Annotated in this window: 11 protein-coding genes and 1 pseudogene; 7 read left to right on the plus strand and 5 right to left on the minus strand. The window is 68.3% G+C overall.

Features of this window, described 5'->3' with window-relative positions:
* Positions 1-393 precede the first annotated feature (393 nt).
* The 3 genes and pseudogenes from MFF26_RS09800 (at position 394) to MFF26_RS09810 (ending at position 4,001) form a co-directional block, all read left to right on the plus strand.
* Positions 394-1,791: a dicarboxylate/amino acid:cation symporter gene (locus MFF26_RS09800; RefSeq protein WP_137827577.1), complete on the plus strand. Its 1,398-nt coding sequence runs from the start codon at positions 394-396 to the stop codon at positions 1,789-1,791.
* Positions 1,757-2,716: an ROK family protein gene (locus MFF26_RS09805; protein WP_137827578.1), complete on the plus strand. Its 960-nt coding sequence runs from the start codon at positions 1,757-1,759 to the stop codon at positions 2,714-2,716. Before MFF26_RS09800 ends, MFF26_RS09805 begins: the two co-directional genes overlap by 35 nt.
* 330 nt (positions 2,717-3,046) lie before the next feature.
* Positions 3,047-4,001 (plus strand): annotated as a pseudogene (locus tag MFF26_RS09810) (IS110 family RNA-guided transposase).
* Between the two features lie 178 nt (positions 4,002-4,179).
* Here the strand turns inward: MFF26_RS09810 and MFF26_RS09815 are convergent.
* From MFF26_RS09815 to MFF26_RS09830, 4 genes are all read right to left on the minus strand, one after another.
* Positions 4,180-4,899, minus strand: coding sequence for an alpha/beta hydrolase (locus tag MFF26_RS09815; RefSeq protein ID WP_137827579.1), 720 nt, complete (start codon positions 4,897-4,899; stop codon positions 4,180-4,182).
* A gap of 177 nt (positions 4,900-5,076) precedes the next feature.
* On the minus strand, positions 5,077-6,834 hold the full coding sequence (oxc, locus tag MFF26_RS09820) for an oxalyl-CoA decarboxylase (RefSeq protein WP_137827580.1): 1,758 nt from the start codon (positions 6,832-6,834) through the stop codon (positions 5,077-5,079).
* 274 nt (positions 6,835-7,108) lie between these two features.
* Positions 7,109-8,419 (minus strand): oxalate/formate MFS antiporter, encoded by a 1,311-nt coding sequence (gene oxlT, locus MFF26_RS09825; RefSeq protein WP_238307926.1) that lies wholly within the window; start codon positions 8,417-8,419, stop codon positions 7,109-7,111.
* A gap of 322 nt (positions 8,420-8,741) precedes the next feature.
* Positions 8,742-9,317 carry a TetR/AcrR family transcriptional regulator gene (locus MFF26_RS09830; protein ID WP_137827582.1) on the minus strand — a complete coding sequence of 192 codons (576 nt, stop codon included), beginning with the start codon at positions 9,315-9,317 and terminating at the stop codon, positions 8,742-8,744.
* A gap of 111 nt (positions 9,318-9,428) precedes the next feature.
* Between MFF26_RS09830 and MFF26_RS09835 the strand changes: the two genes are divergently transcribed.
* Positions 9,429-10,127: a glutathione S-transferase family protein gene (locus MFF26_RS09835; protein WP_137827583.1), complete on the plus strand. Its 699-nt coding sequence runs from the start codon at positions 9,429-9,431 to the stop codon at positions 10,125-10,127.
* Between the two features lie 172 nt (positions 10,128-10,299).
* On the opposite strand, the gene oxlT (MFF26_RS09840) is transcribed toward MFF26_RS09835, so the two are convergent.
* Positions 10,300-11,595 carry an oxalate/formate MFS antiporter gene (oxlT, locus tag MFF26_RS09840; RefSeq protein WP_137827584.1) on the minus strand — a complete coding sequence of 432 codons (1,296 nt, stop codon included), beginning with the start codon at positions 11,593-11,595 and terminating at the stop codon, positions 10,300-10,302.
* Positions 11,596-11,902: 307 nt separating this feature from the next.
* On the opposite strand from oxlT (MFF26_RS09840), the gene MFF26_RS09845 reads away from it, so the two are divergent.
* The 3 genes from MFF26_RS09845 to MFF26_RS09855 are packed head-to-tail and all read left to right on the plus strand — an operon-like array spanning position 11,903 to position 14,451.
* The gene (locus MFF26_RS09845) at positions 11,903-12,289 is read left to right on the plus strand and encodes a CBS domain-containing protein (protein ID WP_238307927.1); all 387 of its coding nucleotides are present in this window, start codon (positions 11,903-11,905) and stop codon (positions 12,287-12,289) included.
* Positions 12,290-12,336: 47 nt separating this feature from the next.
* Positions 12,337-12,618, plus strand: coding sequence for a hypothetical protein (locus tag MFF26_RS09850; protein WP_137827613.1), 282 nt, complete (start codon positions 12,337-12,339; stop codon positions 12,616-12,618).
* 24 nt (positions 12,619-12,642) lie between these two features.
* The gene (locus MFF26_RS09855) at positions 12,643-14,451 is read left to right on the plus strand and encodes a DEAD/DEAH box helicase family protein (RefSeq protein WP_137827585.1); all 1,809 of its coding nucleotides are present in this window, start codon (positions 12,643-12,645) and stop codon (positions 14,449-14,451) included.
* The last annotated feature ends 120 nt before the right edge of the window (positions 14,452-14,571 follow it).

Here is a 14,571-nt window from a genome sequence, read left to right on the forward strand (position 1 = left end):
CCGGCAAAGGGAAAGCCTCCCGATCAGGGCTTCACTCGGTTGGCACCCCCCAACCGCGCGCCGTCGTCGATCCGAGTCCGGCGATCCGTGTCCTGTGATCCTTGCGCGAGCGCCGCATTGGCTTCATAGGCCCGCCCCGGTCTCGACCGCTCCTCGGTTGGACCGGGCACGCTTTCCGCGCGCCGCGCGCCGGTCCGGCGCCGGCTCGAACGCTTCCCCTTGATTGCGCTGGCGTTTCGAGGCGAAAGGCCGTGATCGGGGTTCTCGGCGGCGCTGGCGGGTTACAAAGCCGTGGCCGACTACCGCGATGCGATTGAGGGGCGGGATTAAACGGACTAGCGTCGCGTCAAGCCGCCCGGTCGAGGCCGCGCGACACGGTATCGGTGAGGAAACATGGCTCATTCCGCTCACGCCGCGCCCCACGGTGCGGGTGCGCCCGCCGCGCACACGCCGTGGTACAAAGTGCTCTACATCCAGGTGCTGATCGCCATCGCGCTCGGCATCTTCGTCGGCTGGCTCGCGCCCGATTGGGGCAAGTCGTTCAAGTGGATGGGCGACGCCTTCATCGCGCTGATCAAGATGATGATCGCGCCGATCATCTTCTGCACCATCGTCCACGGCATTGCCTCGATCGGCGATCTCAAGAAGGTCGGCCGCGTCGGCCTCAAGGCCTTGATCTATTTCGAGGTGGTCTCCTCCGTGGCGCTGTTGGTCGGCATCCTGGTGGGTGAGATCATCCAGCCCGGCGCCGGCTTCGGCGCGGACGTGACGAAGCTCGATGCCAAGGCGGTCGAGGGCTATGCCAGCAAGGCGGCGGCCGATTCCACCGTCGCCCACCTCATGGCCATCATCCCCAAGAGCTTCTTCGACGCCTTCGCCACCGGCGACCTGCTGCAGGTGCTGCTGATCTCGATCCTGACCGGCGTCGTGCTCACCGGCATGGGCAAGAAGGGCGAGAGCATCACCCACGGCATCGACGCGGCGGGGCAGGTGTTCTTCCGCATCATCGGCCTCATCGTGAAGCTCGCCCCGATCGGCGCCTTCGGCGCGATGGCCTTCACGGTGGGCCAGTACGGCATCGGCAAGGTCATCGACCTCGCGTGGCTGGTGGGCACCTTCTACACCACCTCGCTGCTGTTCGTGTTCGTCGTGCTCGGCGGCATCGCGGCGTTCGCCGGCTTCTCGATCCTCAAGTTCCTCGCCTACATCAAGGACGAGCTCCTGATCGTGCTCGGCACCTCGTCCTCCGAGACGGTGCTGCCGCACATGATGACCAAGATGAAGCGCCTCGGCGCCTCGGACTCGGTCGTCGGCCTCGTGATCCCGACCGGCTACTCGTTCAATCTCGACGGTACCAACATCTACATGACGCTCACCACCCTGTTCCTGGCGCAGGCGGTGGGCGCCGATCTCTCGATCGGCCAGTACGCGACGATCTTCCTCGTCGCCATGCTGACGTCCAAGGGCGCCTCGGGCGTCACTGGCGCCGGCTTCATCACGCTCGCGGCGACGCTGGCCGCCATTCCGGGCAACCCGGTCCCGGTGGCGGCGATGACGCTGGTGCTCGGCGTCGACAAGTTCATGTCGGAGTGCCGCGCGCTCACCAACCTCATCGGCAACGGCGTCGCGACGGTCGTGGTGTCCCGCTGGGAGGGCGAACTCGACAAGGAGAAGCTCGCCCAGGTGATGGCGCACCCGGTCTCGATCGGCACCGAGATCTCGGACGAGGATCCGGTCGCCCCCGGCGACGCGGCGAATGCACCGGCCCCGAAGGCCGTGGCGGCGCAGTAAGGGCTTGAGGGCGCAAGACATCCGGATCGGGATCGATCTCGGCGGCACCAAGATCGCCGGGATCGCCCTAGGCCCCGACGGGACGACGCGGGCGGAAACGCGCGTGCCGACCCCGCAGGGCGACTACGCCGGCACGCTGGATGCCATCGCCGGCCTCGTCGCGACCCTCGAAGCCGAGGCCGGCACCGAGGGGGCGAGCGTCGGCATCGGCATGCCGGGCGCGGTGTCGCGCCACAACGGCCTGATCAAGAACGCGAATTCGGTCTGGCTCAACGGACGGCCCTTTGCCCAGGACATCGCGGCGCGGCTCGGTCGCCCGGTCCGGGTCGAGAACGATGCCAATTGCCTCGCGGTGTCGGAGGCCGTGGACGGGGCGGGCGCCGGCGAACGCCTCGTCTGGGCGGTGATCCTCGGCACCGGCGTCGGCTCCGGCGTCGCCGTCGATGGGCAGGCGCTCACAGGCCGCAACGCGATCGCCGGGGAATGGGGCCACAATCCGCTGCCCTGGCCCCGCGACGACGAGCGCCCCGGCCCGGCCTGCTATTGCGGGCGACGCGGCTGCCTGGAAACCTGGCTGTCCGGCCCGGGCCTCGCCGCCGACCACCTCGCGTGCACCGGTGAGCGGCTGAGCGGCGAACAGATCGTGGCCGCCGCGCTCCAGGGGGAACCGGGCGCCGCCGCCACCCTGGCGCGCTACCTCGACCGTCTCGCCCGCGGCATCGCCCACGTGGTCAACCTGCTCGATCCCGACGTGATCGTGCTGGGCGGCGGCCTGTCGCGCATCGAGAGCGTCGTGGCGGCCCTGCCCGAACGCATCGCGCCCCATGTCTTCTCCGATACGTTCGACACGCCGGTGCGGACGAGCCGGCACGGCGACGCCTCCGGCGTCCGGGGGGCTGCCTGGCTGTGGGGACCGGAGTCGTAGGCGACATTCCGGACCGCCGGCTGGGAAAAAATCGGCAGCGTCTTCGCGCGGCGAAGCTGAAGCATGCCCGCGCTCCACACTCAGAGTCTGTTTGACTGGCTCTACGAACGGAAGCTGCTTTGAGTCGGCGACACTCCCATCCCATCCTCTCATCCTTGTAAGTCTCTCCGGCGCGGATCTGCTCAGATCGGGTCTGCGGCGACGGGTAGGACGCCGGCTTATCCTGGGGCCTTGCAGCCCGTACCTCAGCAGGGTTGCCTGCCTGTCCATCCAACGACCCCGGACAGTCGCTCGGGCCACCAGAGCCCGGTTGCGCAAGGGTGGGGCAGGATAGCGCTGGTGTGTGTCGGCATCGACGTGAGCAAGGAGCGGCTGGACGTGCATGTCCTGCCGCAGGGTCAGGCGTTCGCTGTGACGCGGGACGGGCATGGCCTGAGCGACCTGGTGGCGCGGCTTCAGGGCCTGTCACCGGACTTGGTCGCCATCGAGGCGACGGGTGGCTTCGAGACGGTGGCGGCAGCGGCCCTGGCCGGGGCGGGTCTGCCGCTGGTAGTGGTCAACCCGGCCCAGGTCCGGCACTTCGCCCAGGCCTTGGGCCAGCGGGCCAAGACGGACCCCCTCATCCTGAGCCTGTCGAAGGATTGATGCGGCGGTGATCGCCCGCTTCGCGGCGGCCACCCAGCCGGCCGTACGACCCTTGCCGGACGCGGCCACGCAGATGCTGGCCGATCTCGTCGCGCGCCGTCGGCAGATCGTCGAGATGATCGCCGCCGAGAAGAACCGCGCCCACCGCACCCAGGTACCGCGGATCGCCAAGAGCATCGCCCGCCTGATCAAGGCTTTGGAAAAGGAGTTGGCCAGCGTCGACGGCGAGATCGATGACGGCATCCGCAGCTCGCCGGCTTGGCGGGCGACCGAGGATCTGCTCGCCTCGGTACCGGGGGTCGGGCCGGTCACTGCCCGCACGCTGCTGGCCGAACTGCTCGAACTCGGCCGGCTCGACGCCAAGCGGATCGCCGCGCTGGCCGGACTGGCGCCGTTCGTGCGGCAATCGGGCCAGTGGAAGGGCCGGGCGATGGTGGCGGGTGGGCGCAAGACGGTGCGCACCGCCCTGTTCCTGGCCGCCCTGACCGCTGCGCGTCACAACCCGGTGCTCAAGGCCTTCCGCGACCGGCTCGCCGCCCTCGGCAAGCCCAAACTGGTCGCCGTCGTGGCCGTAGCCCGCAAGCTCCTGACTATCCTCAACGCCATGATCCGGGATCAGAAACCATGGCAGACCGCTTGACCGCCAACACAGTCGCCGTGGAGGAGATGCGAAGCGGCGCCCTCGAAGGAGGGCTCCAGGGATCGCAGAGACATCTGGAATCCTCCTTCGAGGCCGCTTCGCGGCACCTCAGGATGAAGGGGTTGGGTGGGATGAGCCAGTTGCACGGGCTCTCCGCATCTTCCGCCTGAGTTCCGACCTACGCGAAAAAGTCGCCGAGGAAGAAGTCCACCGCCTGGGTCACCACGCCCGGATCGTAGGCGTGCGGGCCGTCATACTCGACATAGGTGACGTCGTAGCCGGCCTCGCGCAGCAGGCGAACGTGGCGGCGGGCGCTGCGATCGATCCCGATCTGCTCGTCGCGGGTCCCGTGCGACACGAAGATCTTCGGGGCGCCGGCCTGCACCTGCACGGACATGAAGCCGGCCGACGACACGATGACGTGGCTGATCCGGTCGCCGTTGGTGAGGCCGAGGGAGAGCGCGTAGCTGCCTCCGTCGGAATGGCCGGCGAAAGCGAGATGGCGCGGATCGATCAGGAAGCGGTCGGCGACCTCTGCCAGCGCCCGGTCGAGCCGTTCGCGATCCGGGCCGTTGCCGGCGATGACGAGATCCCAGGTCGGATGGAGCGATTGCGGCGCGAGCAGCAGGAAGCCCCGCGACCGGGCATGCCCTTCGAGCATCGGCAGGATCTTCTCCGCGTGCCCGCCGCCGCCGTGGAACAGCACCACGAGAGGGGTCGGCAGGCGCGGATCGACGTGCTCGGGCACGGAGAGAACGGCGTCGCGGATGTCGAACAGGCCGAGAGCATGGCGGCCCGGCGGCAGCGCGGGCTTCGAGGGCAGCCGCGGCAGGAAGGCGAGCCGTCCGGTCAGCCGCGGGTCGAGGGGAAGGGTCGGATCGATCGCGGAGGAGGCCATGGGGTGCTTTTCGCGCAAGGCCGGCCAAGCTGCCTGGCGCCCTGCCTTTTCGGGGACGAGGGTGCACCGGATGTCGCGGCGGGCGCTCGGAGGGCGGGTCGGGCCGGAAAACGAAGAAGACCGCGGCGCCTCTCGGCACCGCGGTCCGGTTTACTCAGGGACGGAGGCCCAAAAGTCTCAGGCCGTCTTCTTCTTCAGGGTGCTCTGCGGGTTGAGGCTGCCGATATTGCCGCTCTCGCTGCCGGCGGTCGGATCGATCACGGCATTGATGAGGGTCGGCTTGCCCGAGTCCATGGCTGCGTCCACGGCCCGCTTCAGCTCGTCAGGAGTGGTGACGTTGACGCCGATACCGCCGAAGGCCTCCATCATCTTGTCGTAGCGCGAGTCCTTCACGAACACGGTGGTTCCGGGATCGCGGCCGGTCGGGTCGGTGTCGGTGCCGCGGTAGATGCCGTTGTTGTTGAAGATCACGATGCAGACCGGCAGGTCGTAACGGCAGATGGTCTCCACCTCCATGCCGGAGAAGCCGAAGGCCGAGTCGCCCTCGACCGCCAGAACCGGCTTGCCGGTCTCGACGGCCGCCGCGACGGCGAAGCCCATGCCGATGCCCATCACGCCCCAGGTGCCGACATCCAGGCGCTTGCGCGGCTGGTACATGTCGATGATGCCACGGGCGAGATCGAGGGTGTTGGCGCCCTCGTTGACGAGGATCGCGTCGGGCCGCTCCTTGATGACGGTGCGCAGCGCGCCGAGCGCCGAATGGAAGCACATCGGCGACGTGTTCTTCATCAGCTTCGGGGCCATCTTGGCGATGTTGGCCTCGCGCTTCCCCCGGATGGTCTCGAGCCAGCCCTGCGGCGCGCCCTTCCAGTCCTTGCGGATTCCGTCGAGCAGCGCCTCGACGCAGGAGCCGATATCGCCGACGAGCGGCGCGGCGATCTCGACGTTCGAATCCATCTCGCGCGGCTCGATGTCGATCTGGATGAAGCGCTTGGAGCCCGGCTCGCCCCAGGTCTTGCCCTTGCCGTGCGAGAGCAGCCAGTTCAGGCGGGCGCCCACCAGCACGACGACGTCGGAATCCTTCAGCGCGGTCGAGCGGGCGGCACCGGCGGAGAGCGGGTGGGTGTCGGGCAGGAGACCCTTGGCCATGCTCATCGGCACGTAGGGGATGCCGGATTCCTCGACGAGCGCGCGCACCGCCTCGTCGGCCTGGGCATAGGCCGCGCCCTTGCCCAGCACGATCAGCGGGCGCTCGGCGGTCTTCAGCAGGTCGAGGGCCCGGGCGACGGCGGACGGGGCCGGGAGCTGGGCCGGGGCCGCATCGATCACCTTGACCAGCGACTTGGCGCCGAGACCAGCATCGATCACCTGCGAGAACAGCTTGGCGGGCAGATCGAGATAGACGCCGCCGGGACGGCCCGAGACGGCGGCCCGGATGGCACGCGCCACGCCGATGCCGATGTCGGCGGCGTGCAGCACGCGGAAGGCGGCCTTGCACAGGGGCTTGGCGATGGCGAGCTGGTCCATCTCCTCGTAGTCGCCCTGCTGCAGATCGACGATCTCGCGCTCGGAGGAGCCGGAGATCAGGATCATCGGGAAGCAGTTGGTGGTGGCGTTGGCCAGCGCGGTCAGGCCGTTGAGGAAGCCCGGCGCCGAGACGGTGAGGCAGATGCCCGGCTTCTTGGTGAGGAAGCCGGCGATGGCGGCGGCGTTGCCGGCGTTCTGCTCGTGGCGGAAGGAGATGACGCGCAGGCCCTCGGCCTGGGCGAGGCGGCCCAGATCGGTGATCGGGATGCCGGGGACGTTGTAGATCGTCTCGATGCCGTTGAGCTTGAGCGCGTCGATGACGAGGTGGAAGCCGTCGGTCAGCTCCGCTTCCTCGTGGGGCATGGCGCCCGCGGTGATCGCGTCGATGTTCTGGGCCTGGACGGTCATGCGGCGTTCTCCCTTTTGGCTTGACGTGTTCGTCGCTGATTTTTTGGCGAATTGGGCCGGACGGGACCGCTCGGGGCGGTCCGCGGGTCTCGTCTCATCGGCACCGCGAGGGCCGGAGCCGCTCGTTCCGGCGGCAGGTCTTGTTGCGACAAGCTTGGTATACCAAATACCAATTGGCCGGTCAAACGAAACGCGCGGGGGTTCAGGCCGCGCGTTTCCAAGTGTTCTCGATGGTGAGTGACCTGAAGGCGGTCCAACAGCGGCCCGCCGGGATTCAGGCGAGGCGGACGGCTCCGGCCTCCGTGACCTCGCCCGCCTCGGCCTCGGCGGCGAGATAGCGGCGGCGCAGGGGCTTGAGCACGAACATCGCCAGCGCGGCCGCCGTGATGTTGAGCGCAATGATGAGCGCGAAGACCGCCGACCAGCCATAGGCCGCCGAGAGCAGGCTCGCCATCGGCACGAGGAAGGCCGCGGTGCCCTTGGCCGTGTAGAGCAGGCCGGCATTGCTGGCGGCGAACTTCGAACCAAACGTGTCGCCGCAGGTCGCCGGGAACAGCGAGTAGATCTCGCCGAACACCGCGAAATAGGCCGCGGTGGCGAAGACGAAGACGTAGGGATTGCGGCCGTAGCCGTACATCACCAGGCAGGCGGTCGCCGCGACCGTGAAGGCGATGAACATCGTGTTCTCGCGGCCGATATTGTCGGAAACCCAGCCGAAGAACGGACGGCCGAAGCCGTCGAGAATGCGATCGAGGGAGATCGCGAGCGTCAGTGCGGCCATCTGCAGGCCGAACAGGCTGACCGGCACATCGGCCACCTTGAAGTCATGGGCGATCGGGCCGATCTGCGCCGCCGCCATGAGGCCGCCGGAGGCTACCATCACGAACATGGCGTACATCACCCAGAAGACGGGGGTGCGCACGGCCTGGCGCGGGGTGCGGTCCACCTTGGTCTGGGGCAGGCGCAGGCTCTTGCGCTTGACGGGGACCGCGACCGACGGCTTGCGCAGGAGGAAGGATAGGGCGATCACGACGAGGCCCTGGCCGATGCCGAAGGTGAGGAAGGCCTGCTCGTAGCCGTGCGCGGCGATCATCTTCGCGATCGGCACGACCGTGACCGCCGCGCCCGCGCCGAAGCCCGCGGCGGTGGCACCGGCGGCCAGACCGCGGCGATCCGGGAACCATTTCAGCGCGTTGCCCACGCAGGTGCCGTAGACCGAGCCGGCGCCGATGCCGCCGATCACCGCCGCCGTGTAGAGCAGGAAGAGCGAATCCGCGTAGGCGTTCAGCACCCAGGACAGGGCGATCATGACGCCGCCGAAGCAGACCACGATCTTCGGACCGTAGCGATCGACGAACCACGTCTCGACCGGCACCAGCCACGTCTCGGTGGCGACGAAGATCGTGAAGGCGAGTTGGATCGCGGCGCGACCCCAATGATGCGTCTGGTCGATCGGATCGACGAACAGCGTCCAGCCGTATTGCAGGTTGGCGATCATCGCCATGCAGAGCACGCCGAAGGTGAGCTGCCACCACTTGGCGGACGAGGCGTCCCGCGCCTCCTGCGGTGCCGTCTGGCGTTCCATCCCGGTATTCCTCTTATGGCGTCCGGTGCCCCCGAGGCGGCATCATGCATAATCGCGCTTTGCATACAATATACCAGGAATAAAAAAGCAGGTCGAACGTGCGGGCATGCTGTCCCTCATGGGACGGCGCGCGCCTCTGCCACCCTTGACGGTTGGTGCAGACCCCTGCGCTTTCTCGGAAAGTCTGGAAGGAGGACGCGGGCCCGCGAGTCTTCGCGACCGCTGGGAACGTCAGACCGCATGCGACGGCCGAGCTTGGTCATGTCGCGCCGTCGGCGCAGCGGAGACCGTCTGAAACGCAGGATCGGGCAGATGAACCCGGTCAGTTCGGGAGCAACCCCGCCGCGCGATAGCTCTGGATCAACGTGTCGAACAGGTGGATGTCCGAGCGGCTTCGGGCGACGATCTGGGCCCCGGCGACAGCGGCATAGATGGCACGGGCCCGCGACTCGCCGTCGGTCGGTTCGACCAGTCGCGCGGCGACCAGTTGCCCGCACAGCCATGCCGTGTTGACGTCGGCGAAGGCCTGCACTTCCTTCAGCACCGGCTCGGGCAATTCGTCGTATTCCGCAGCCATGAAGCTGCTGAGGCAGATCCGGTTGCTGCGCTCCAGCGAGAGCCGAAAGATCCCGGGATACTTCTTCAGTGCCTCAATAGGGCTCGGAGCGTTAGCCGAAATCGCCTCGAGATCGCGGGCAATGTCTTCCCAATAGCGGCGTGCCACCGCCTCACCGAGGAGAGCCTTGTTGGGGAAGTAGTAATTTATGCTCGCGGCCTTGATGCCGACGGCCCCGGCGAGGTCGCGAAAGTTCAAACCGCCATAGCCGTAAGCCATCGCGGCTTCCCGCGCGGCCGCGAGGATCGCTTCCCTGACATTGCCTTTCAGCGTCGCTGCCATCGCAACCTCCGTCTGCCATATGGCAGACAGGGGTTGACGTCACAAGGCATGGGTCGTAGCCCGCACCTGCCATCTGACAGACAGGTGGAATCTGCGGAAAGCGAGACGACGATGTCCGACAAGCTCAAGCTGTTCACCTCTCCCTCGGCCTTCCCGAATCCGCAGCGCTTGCGGCTCTTCATGCACGAGAAGGGCATCGCCGATCACTTCGACGAGACGATCTACGATATGTCGCCGGTCGGCGAGCAGCGGGGATGGAGACACCTGAAGATGAACCCTTGGGGCGAGACGCCGACCCTCGCGCTCGCCGACGGTTCCTACCTCAGCGAGACCACCGCCATCGCCCGATACCTCGACGACACGTTCGAAGGCCGCAAGATCATGGGCGCGACGGCGCATGAGCGCGGCCTGGATCAGATGTGGGACAGCCGGGTGTGGGTGCACATCCTGTATCCCATCGTCACCGCCTTCCATGTCCAGCATCAGGGTTTGGGCCCGAAGCTCGAACTGACCCACAACCCCGCCTGGGGCGAGCATTCGCGCAAGGTGGCTCTGGCGCATGCGGGTCTGGTCGATCGGCATCTCGCTGACGGCCGCGCGTGGCTGCTGGGCGGCGATCAACCGACATTCTCGGACATCACCCTGGCGACGGCGATCGCGTTCTCGAAGTTCCCCGTCAACGCGATGCCCCTCGACGAGCGCTTCGAGCATCTCGACGCCTTCTGGCAGCGCTGGCTGACCCGGCCGGCATTCCTCTCGGCCTATGCCGATCGCAGCAGCGGCGTCGCGGAGATCGACAACCGCGCGTGATCGTCCGGTCGTCGATTTCGACGCCCGACCGAACGCGGCGCGGCGGGTCGGGGCAAAGGCACGGCCGACGCCTGCGCGACCCTGCCCGCGTCGCGCACGAAAAAGCGCGCCGGGCGTCTGTCGCCGCGGCGCGCTCCTCAGGTCCGGCCGGCGGGTGCCGGCCGGGAACGTGTCAGTGGGCGGTGGCCGTCTTCACCTCGGCCTCGCTGGCGGCCTGCGCCTTGGTGTAGCCCTGGCGCATCGGCTTGAGGACGAAGATCGCCATCAGGGCCGCCAGGATGTTGAGGGCGGCCGCCGCCAGGAACACCGCGTGCCAGGATCCGGTCATCGTGGTGAGGATGCTGGTATAGGGCACGATCAGCGCCGCGGTGCCCTTGGCCGTGTAGAGCAGGCCCGCATTGGTCGCGGCATATTTCGAGCCGAAGGTATCGCCGCAGGTCGCCGGGAACAGCGAGTAGATCTCACCCCAGGCGAAGAACACGAGGCCAGTCAGGATCACGAACATGAACGGGTCCTGGCCGAACTGGCTCAGCATGTAGATGCCGATGCCCTCGATGCCGAAGGAGAGGAACATCGTGTTCTCGCGGCCGATATGGTCGGAGATCCAGCCGAACAGCGGCCGGGTCACGCCGTTGAGCACCCGATCGATGGTGGCGGCGAAGGTCAGCGCCGGCAGGGTGATGCCGAGCAGGCTCACGGGGGTGTCGGCGATGTGGAAGTCCTTGGCGATGGGGCCGAGCTGAGCGGTCGCCATTAGGCCGCCGGCGGCCATCATGACGAACATCGCGTACATCACCCAGAAGATCGGCGTGCGCACCATCTCGGACGGGGCGTAGTCGCGCCGGCTCTGGCTGACGCGGGCGATTGCGGGCACGTCACCCTTCTTCGGTGCGGACAGGAGGAGCGCCACCGCCATCACCACGAGTCCCTGGCCGAGGCCGAACCAGAAGAAGGCGTGCTCGTAGCTGTAATGGTGAATGACCGCCTGGATCGGCACCACGGTCAGCGCCGAACCCGCGCCGAAGCCCATGGCGGTGAGGCCGGCGGCGAGGCCGCGGCGGTCCGGGAACCATTTGAGCGAGTTGCCGACACAGGTGCCGTAGACCGCGCCCGCGCCGGTTCCGCCGATGGCGGCGCCGACATAGAGCATGAACAGAGAGTCGGCATAGGCGTTGATCACCCAGGCGAGCCCGCAAAGCAGGCCGCCGACGAGGGTGACGATCCGCGGGCCGTACTTGTCGACGAACCAGCCCTCGATCGGCACCAGCCAGGTCTCGGTGACGACGAAGATCGTGAAGGCGACCTGGATCGCGGCGCGGTCCCAGCCGTGCCGCTCTTGGATCGGGTTGACGAAGAACGTCCAGCCGTACTGCATGTTGGCGATCATGCACATGCAGACGACGCCGAGAACGAGCTGAAGCCAGCGGTTCACGGGTGGGGATACGGGTGTCGCTGTGAGGGTGGACATGGACGTCTCTCCAAAGGCATTGCCCGGTTGTCCGGGCTTCTTCGGCCACGGGCCGGCTCAACACGGTCCTCGCGGAGAGGGCATGCGGGCACGGGTGGGTGGCCGGCAAGTTAATTCAGCGAGACGCGGATTAAGCACCGGGCTCAATCGTGGTACCCCGCTGACCGGCACCATAATTCAAAATCCAGAATTGACAACAGGTATTCTGTATACCAGTTTCCCATCAGGGACGCCGCCAGAGCGCCCGGATCGGAGGAGCGCCGTGTCGGCATCGATGCGCCACGCTGCAGAATGCCCGGATGGAGGGGTGGCCCTCGGCCGGAACGCCCGCATCCGCACCCTTCACCGCGACCGCTCGGTGGCGGAGGCGATGCAGCTGCTCGCCGAGCCGGGCGTCGGCGCCGTGGTCGTGGTCGAGGGCGCGGCGGCGGATGCGCCGGTCACGGGCCTTCTCACCCAGCGCGACATCTTCCGGGCGGTCGCCGCCGAAGGGCCGGATGTCTATGGTCGCAGCGTCTGGCTCATCACCGACCACGATTTCCCCGCCGTCGATATCGGCGCCTCCCCTCAGGAGCGCATGCGCGCCTTCTGCGACCGGCAGGTCGATCACATCGCCCTGATGGAATCCTGCCGCATCAGTGCCATCCTGAGCATCTGGGACTGCGCGGGCGAACCTGCCGGAGCCGCTTCATGACCGACATTGCCTCGCCCCCTGTCCCCCCGCCGCAGCAGGCTCCCGAGATGAAGCACCTGACCGTCGTCGAATGCCCGATCGTCTTCCCCGGCGAGAACGAGTTCGGGATGTCGAGCGTCGACATGCTGCCCCGCCTCGGCATCGCCGCGGGCCTCGAGAGCCGCCACCTCCGCGTGCTCGACGAGCGGATCATCGCGGTCTGCATCTTCAAGAGCACCTTCTGCGCCAAGCTCTTCTTCGACGCCGCCTGGATCGAGCGGGCCGACACGCTGTGGGGCGACCGCTACCAGATCCGCTTCGAGGCGATCGACAACGCCTCGGCGGCCTGACCCCGGCGGCGCGGCGGACCCGCGATGGCCTCCCCCGCGCCCGTGAGTGAGCAGGAGGCCGAGAGCGCCTTCCACGCCTGGAATCCCGGCCTCGAACCCGGCCTGCCGCGGTCGCTGATGCCGCTCGCCACGCTGTTCCGGCCCGAGAACGTCGCGCTGCCGCTCTCCGAGATCCTGGAATTGTCCGATCTCAGCGGCCTGCCCCCGACGCGGCTCGCCCCTTTCCGGGCCGAGCGCCTGGCGGTGCACGAGATCCTGATCCGGGTGATGGCCGACCTGTCGGTGCCGGTCGGCGAGGTCTACGCCGATCTCGGCGTCAATTTCCGCGCCATGGTCGCCACCCTCCTGCGCGAGGGCGTGGCCCCGCGCATGGCGGAGGTCGAGGCCTGCCTCGACACGGTACGGTCGGAGGCCGCCTCGCGCCTAGCCGAGGAATTATCGATTCTCCTCGACGAGCCGCTGGAACCGCCCCCGCCCCGCCGCCTGCTCGGCCTGCTGCCGCCGAAGCCCAGCCTTCCGCCGCATCCGGGCGATTGGCAGGCCCGGGCGCTCGCCCGGCTCGACGCCCGGCGCGAGACGCCCTGCGAGGCGGACGGGCCGGAGGGCGCGGTGCGGGATGCCCTCCGAACCGTCGTCTCCGCGGTGATCGCCCGGCAGGGAACCTTGATCCGCGATCGCGCCCTGCTCGCGCGCTTGGCCCTGATCCTGGTGGCCAACCGCGAGGGCAGCCGGCGCATCGGCGCCCTGATCGACCCCTGGGTGACGGCGGTGGCGCAGGCCCACGGCTACCGCCGGCTCGCCCCCCAGGCCGAGCCGGTGGTCATGACGGTGAAGGGCGCCTCGGCTTCGGGCAAGAGCACGATCCGCCCCTACCAGCGCGACCTCGCCGGACGAATCGGGGCGGGGTGGTCCGATTTCGCCGTCGTCACGCCGGATGTCTGGCGCAAGTTCCTGCTCGACTACGACAGCCTCGGCCCCCAGCGCCGCTATGCCGGGCCGCTCGCCGGGCACGAGGTCGAGATCGTCGATGCCAAGCTCGACCGGCACATCACCGCCAAGGCGGCGGCGGGCCGCCTCTCGCATCTCCTGATCGACCGCTTCCGCTTCGACAGCTTCTCGACCGAGCCGAACGGCGATGGCACCGGCCAGTTGCTGACGCGGTTCGGCCAGAGCGTCTACCTGCAATTCATGGTCACGCCGCCGGAGGAGACGGTGGAGCGGGCCTGGAAGCGGGGTGAGGAATTCGGGCGCTACAAGGCGGTGGAGGATCTGCTCGCCCACAATGTCGAAGCCTTCACCGGCATGCCGCGGCTGTTCTTCACCTGGGCGCTGCGCCGCGACCGGGCGGTGTTCTACGAGTTCCTCGACAACGGCGTGCCGAAGGGCGCCCGGCCATCGACCATCGCCTTCGGCCAGAACGGCGAGATGACGATCCTCGACGCCCGCGCCCTGATGGCGATCGAGCGCTACCGCCGGATCGACATCGGGGCTCGCGCGCCGGCGCAAGTCTATCGTGGTGCCGGGGCCGAACCGGAGCGCGACGCGGCCTTCCTCCGGGCGATCCTGCGCCGGCTCGCAGTGGTGCGCTTCGCCGAGCACGACAGCGGGCGGGTCTTCGCTCGCTTCGAGCAGGGTCGCCTCGTCGGCCTCGACCGGGCGCGCCTCGCCGCGATGCGCGCCGATCCGGCGATGGCGCGGGCGCTCGCCGCCGCCGGCATCGCGGAGGGTCCGGAGCATGCCGACCTGCCGGCCCTCGACGAGCGCCTCGCGCCCGGCGACGTCGCAACCTTGGGTGATTGGGGGCTGCGAAGGACAGCGTCCGGGAGGGCCTGAAACCGGCCTGAATACGCTCCACGCGCGCTCCGGGCTGTCATCGGGGCGGGCCTCCACCACCGGAGGGCGAAGCGTTAACGGCTGCTCGGGTAGAAGCGCCTCCGGATCGCAATGAGGGAT

Origin of the sequence: Methylorubrum suomiense, assembly GCF_022179765.1 — a bacterium.
GTDB classification, from domain to species: domain Bacteria; phylum Pseudomonadota; class Alphaproteobacteria; order Rhizobiales; family Beijerinckiaceae; genus Methylobacterium; species Methylobacterium suomiense.

What these genes read in the sequence shown, in the direction of transcription:
- MFF26_RS09835 (WP_137827583.1), top strand. Translation starts at nt 9,429, where the DNA reads ATGTCCGACAAGCTCAAGCTGTTCACCTCTCCCTCGGCCTTCCCGAAT.
- MFF26_RS09800 (WP_137827577.1), top strand. Translation starts at nt 394, where the DNA reads ATGGCTCATTCCGCTCACGCCGCGCCCCACGGTGCGGGTGCGCCCGCC.
- oxc (WP_137827580.1), bottom strand. Translation starts at nt 6,834, where the DNA reads ATGACCGTCCAGGCCCAGAACATCGACGCGATCACCGCGGGCGCCATG.
- oxlT (WP_238307926.1), bottom strand. Translation starts at nt 8,419, where the DNA reads ATGGAACGCCAGACGGCACCGCAGGAGGCGCGGGACGCCTCGTCCGCC.
- MFF26_RS09805 (WP_137827578.1), top strand. Translation starts at nt 1,757, where the DNA reads ATGCACCGGCCCCGAAGGCCGTGGCGGCGCAGTAAGGGCTTGAGGGCG.
- MFF26_RS09830 (WP_137827582.1), bottom strand. Translation starts at nt 9,317, where the DNA reads ATGGCAGCGACGCTGAAAGGCAATGTCAGGGAAGCGATCCTCGCGGCC.
- MFF26_RS09855 (WP_137827585.1), top strand. Translation starts at nt 12,643, where the DNA reads ATGGCCTCCCCCGCGCCCGTGAGTGAGCAGGAGGCCGAGAGCGCCTTC.
- MFF26_RS09850 (WP_137827613.1), top strand. Translation starts at nt 12,337, where the DNA reads ATGAAGCACCTGACCGTCGTCGAATGCCCGATCGTCTTCCCCGGCGAG.
- oxlT (WP_137827584.1), bottom strand. Translation starts at nt 11,595, where the DNA reads ATGTCCACCCTCACAGCGACACCCGTATCCCCACCCGTGAACCGCTGG.
- MFF26_RS09815 (WP_137827579.1), bottom strand. Translation starts at nt 4,899, where the DNA reads ATGGCCTCCTCCGCGATCGATCCGACCCTTCCCCTCGACCCGCGGCTG.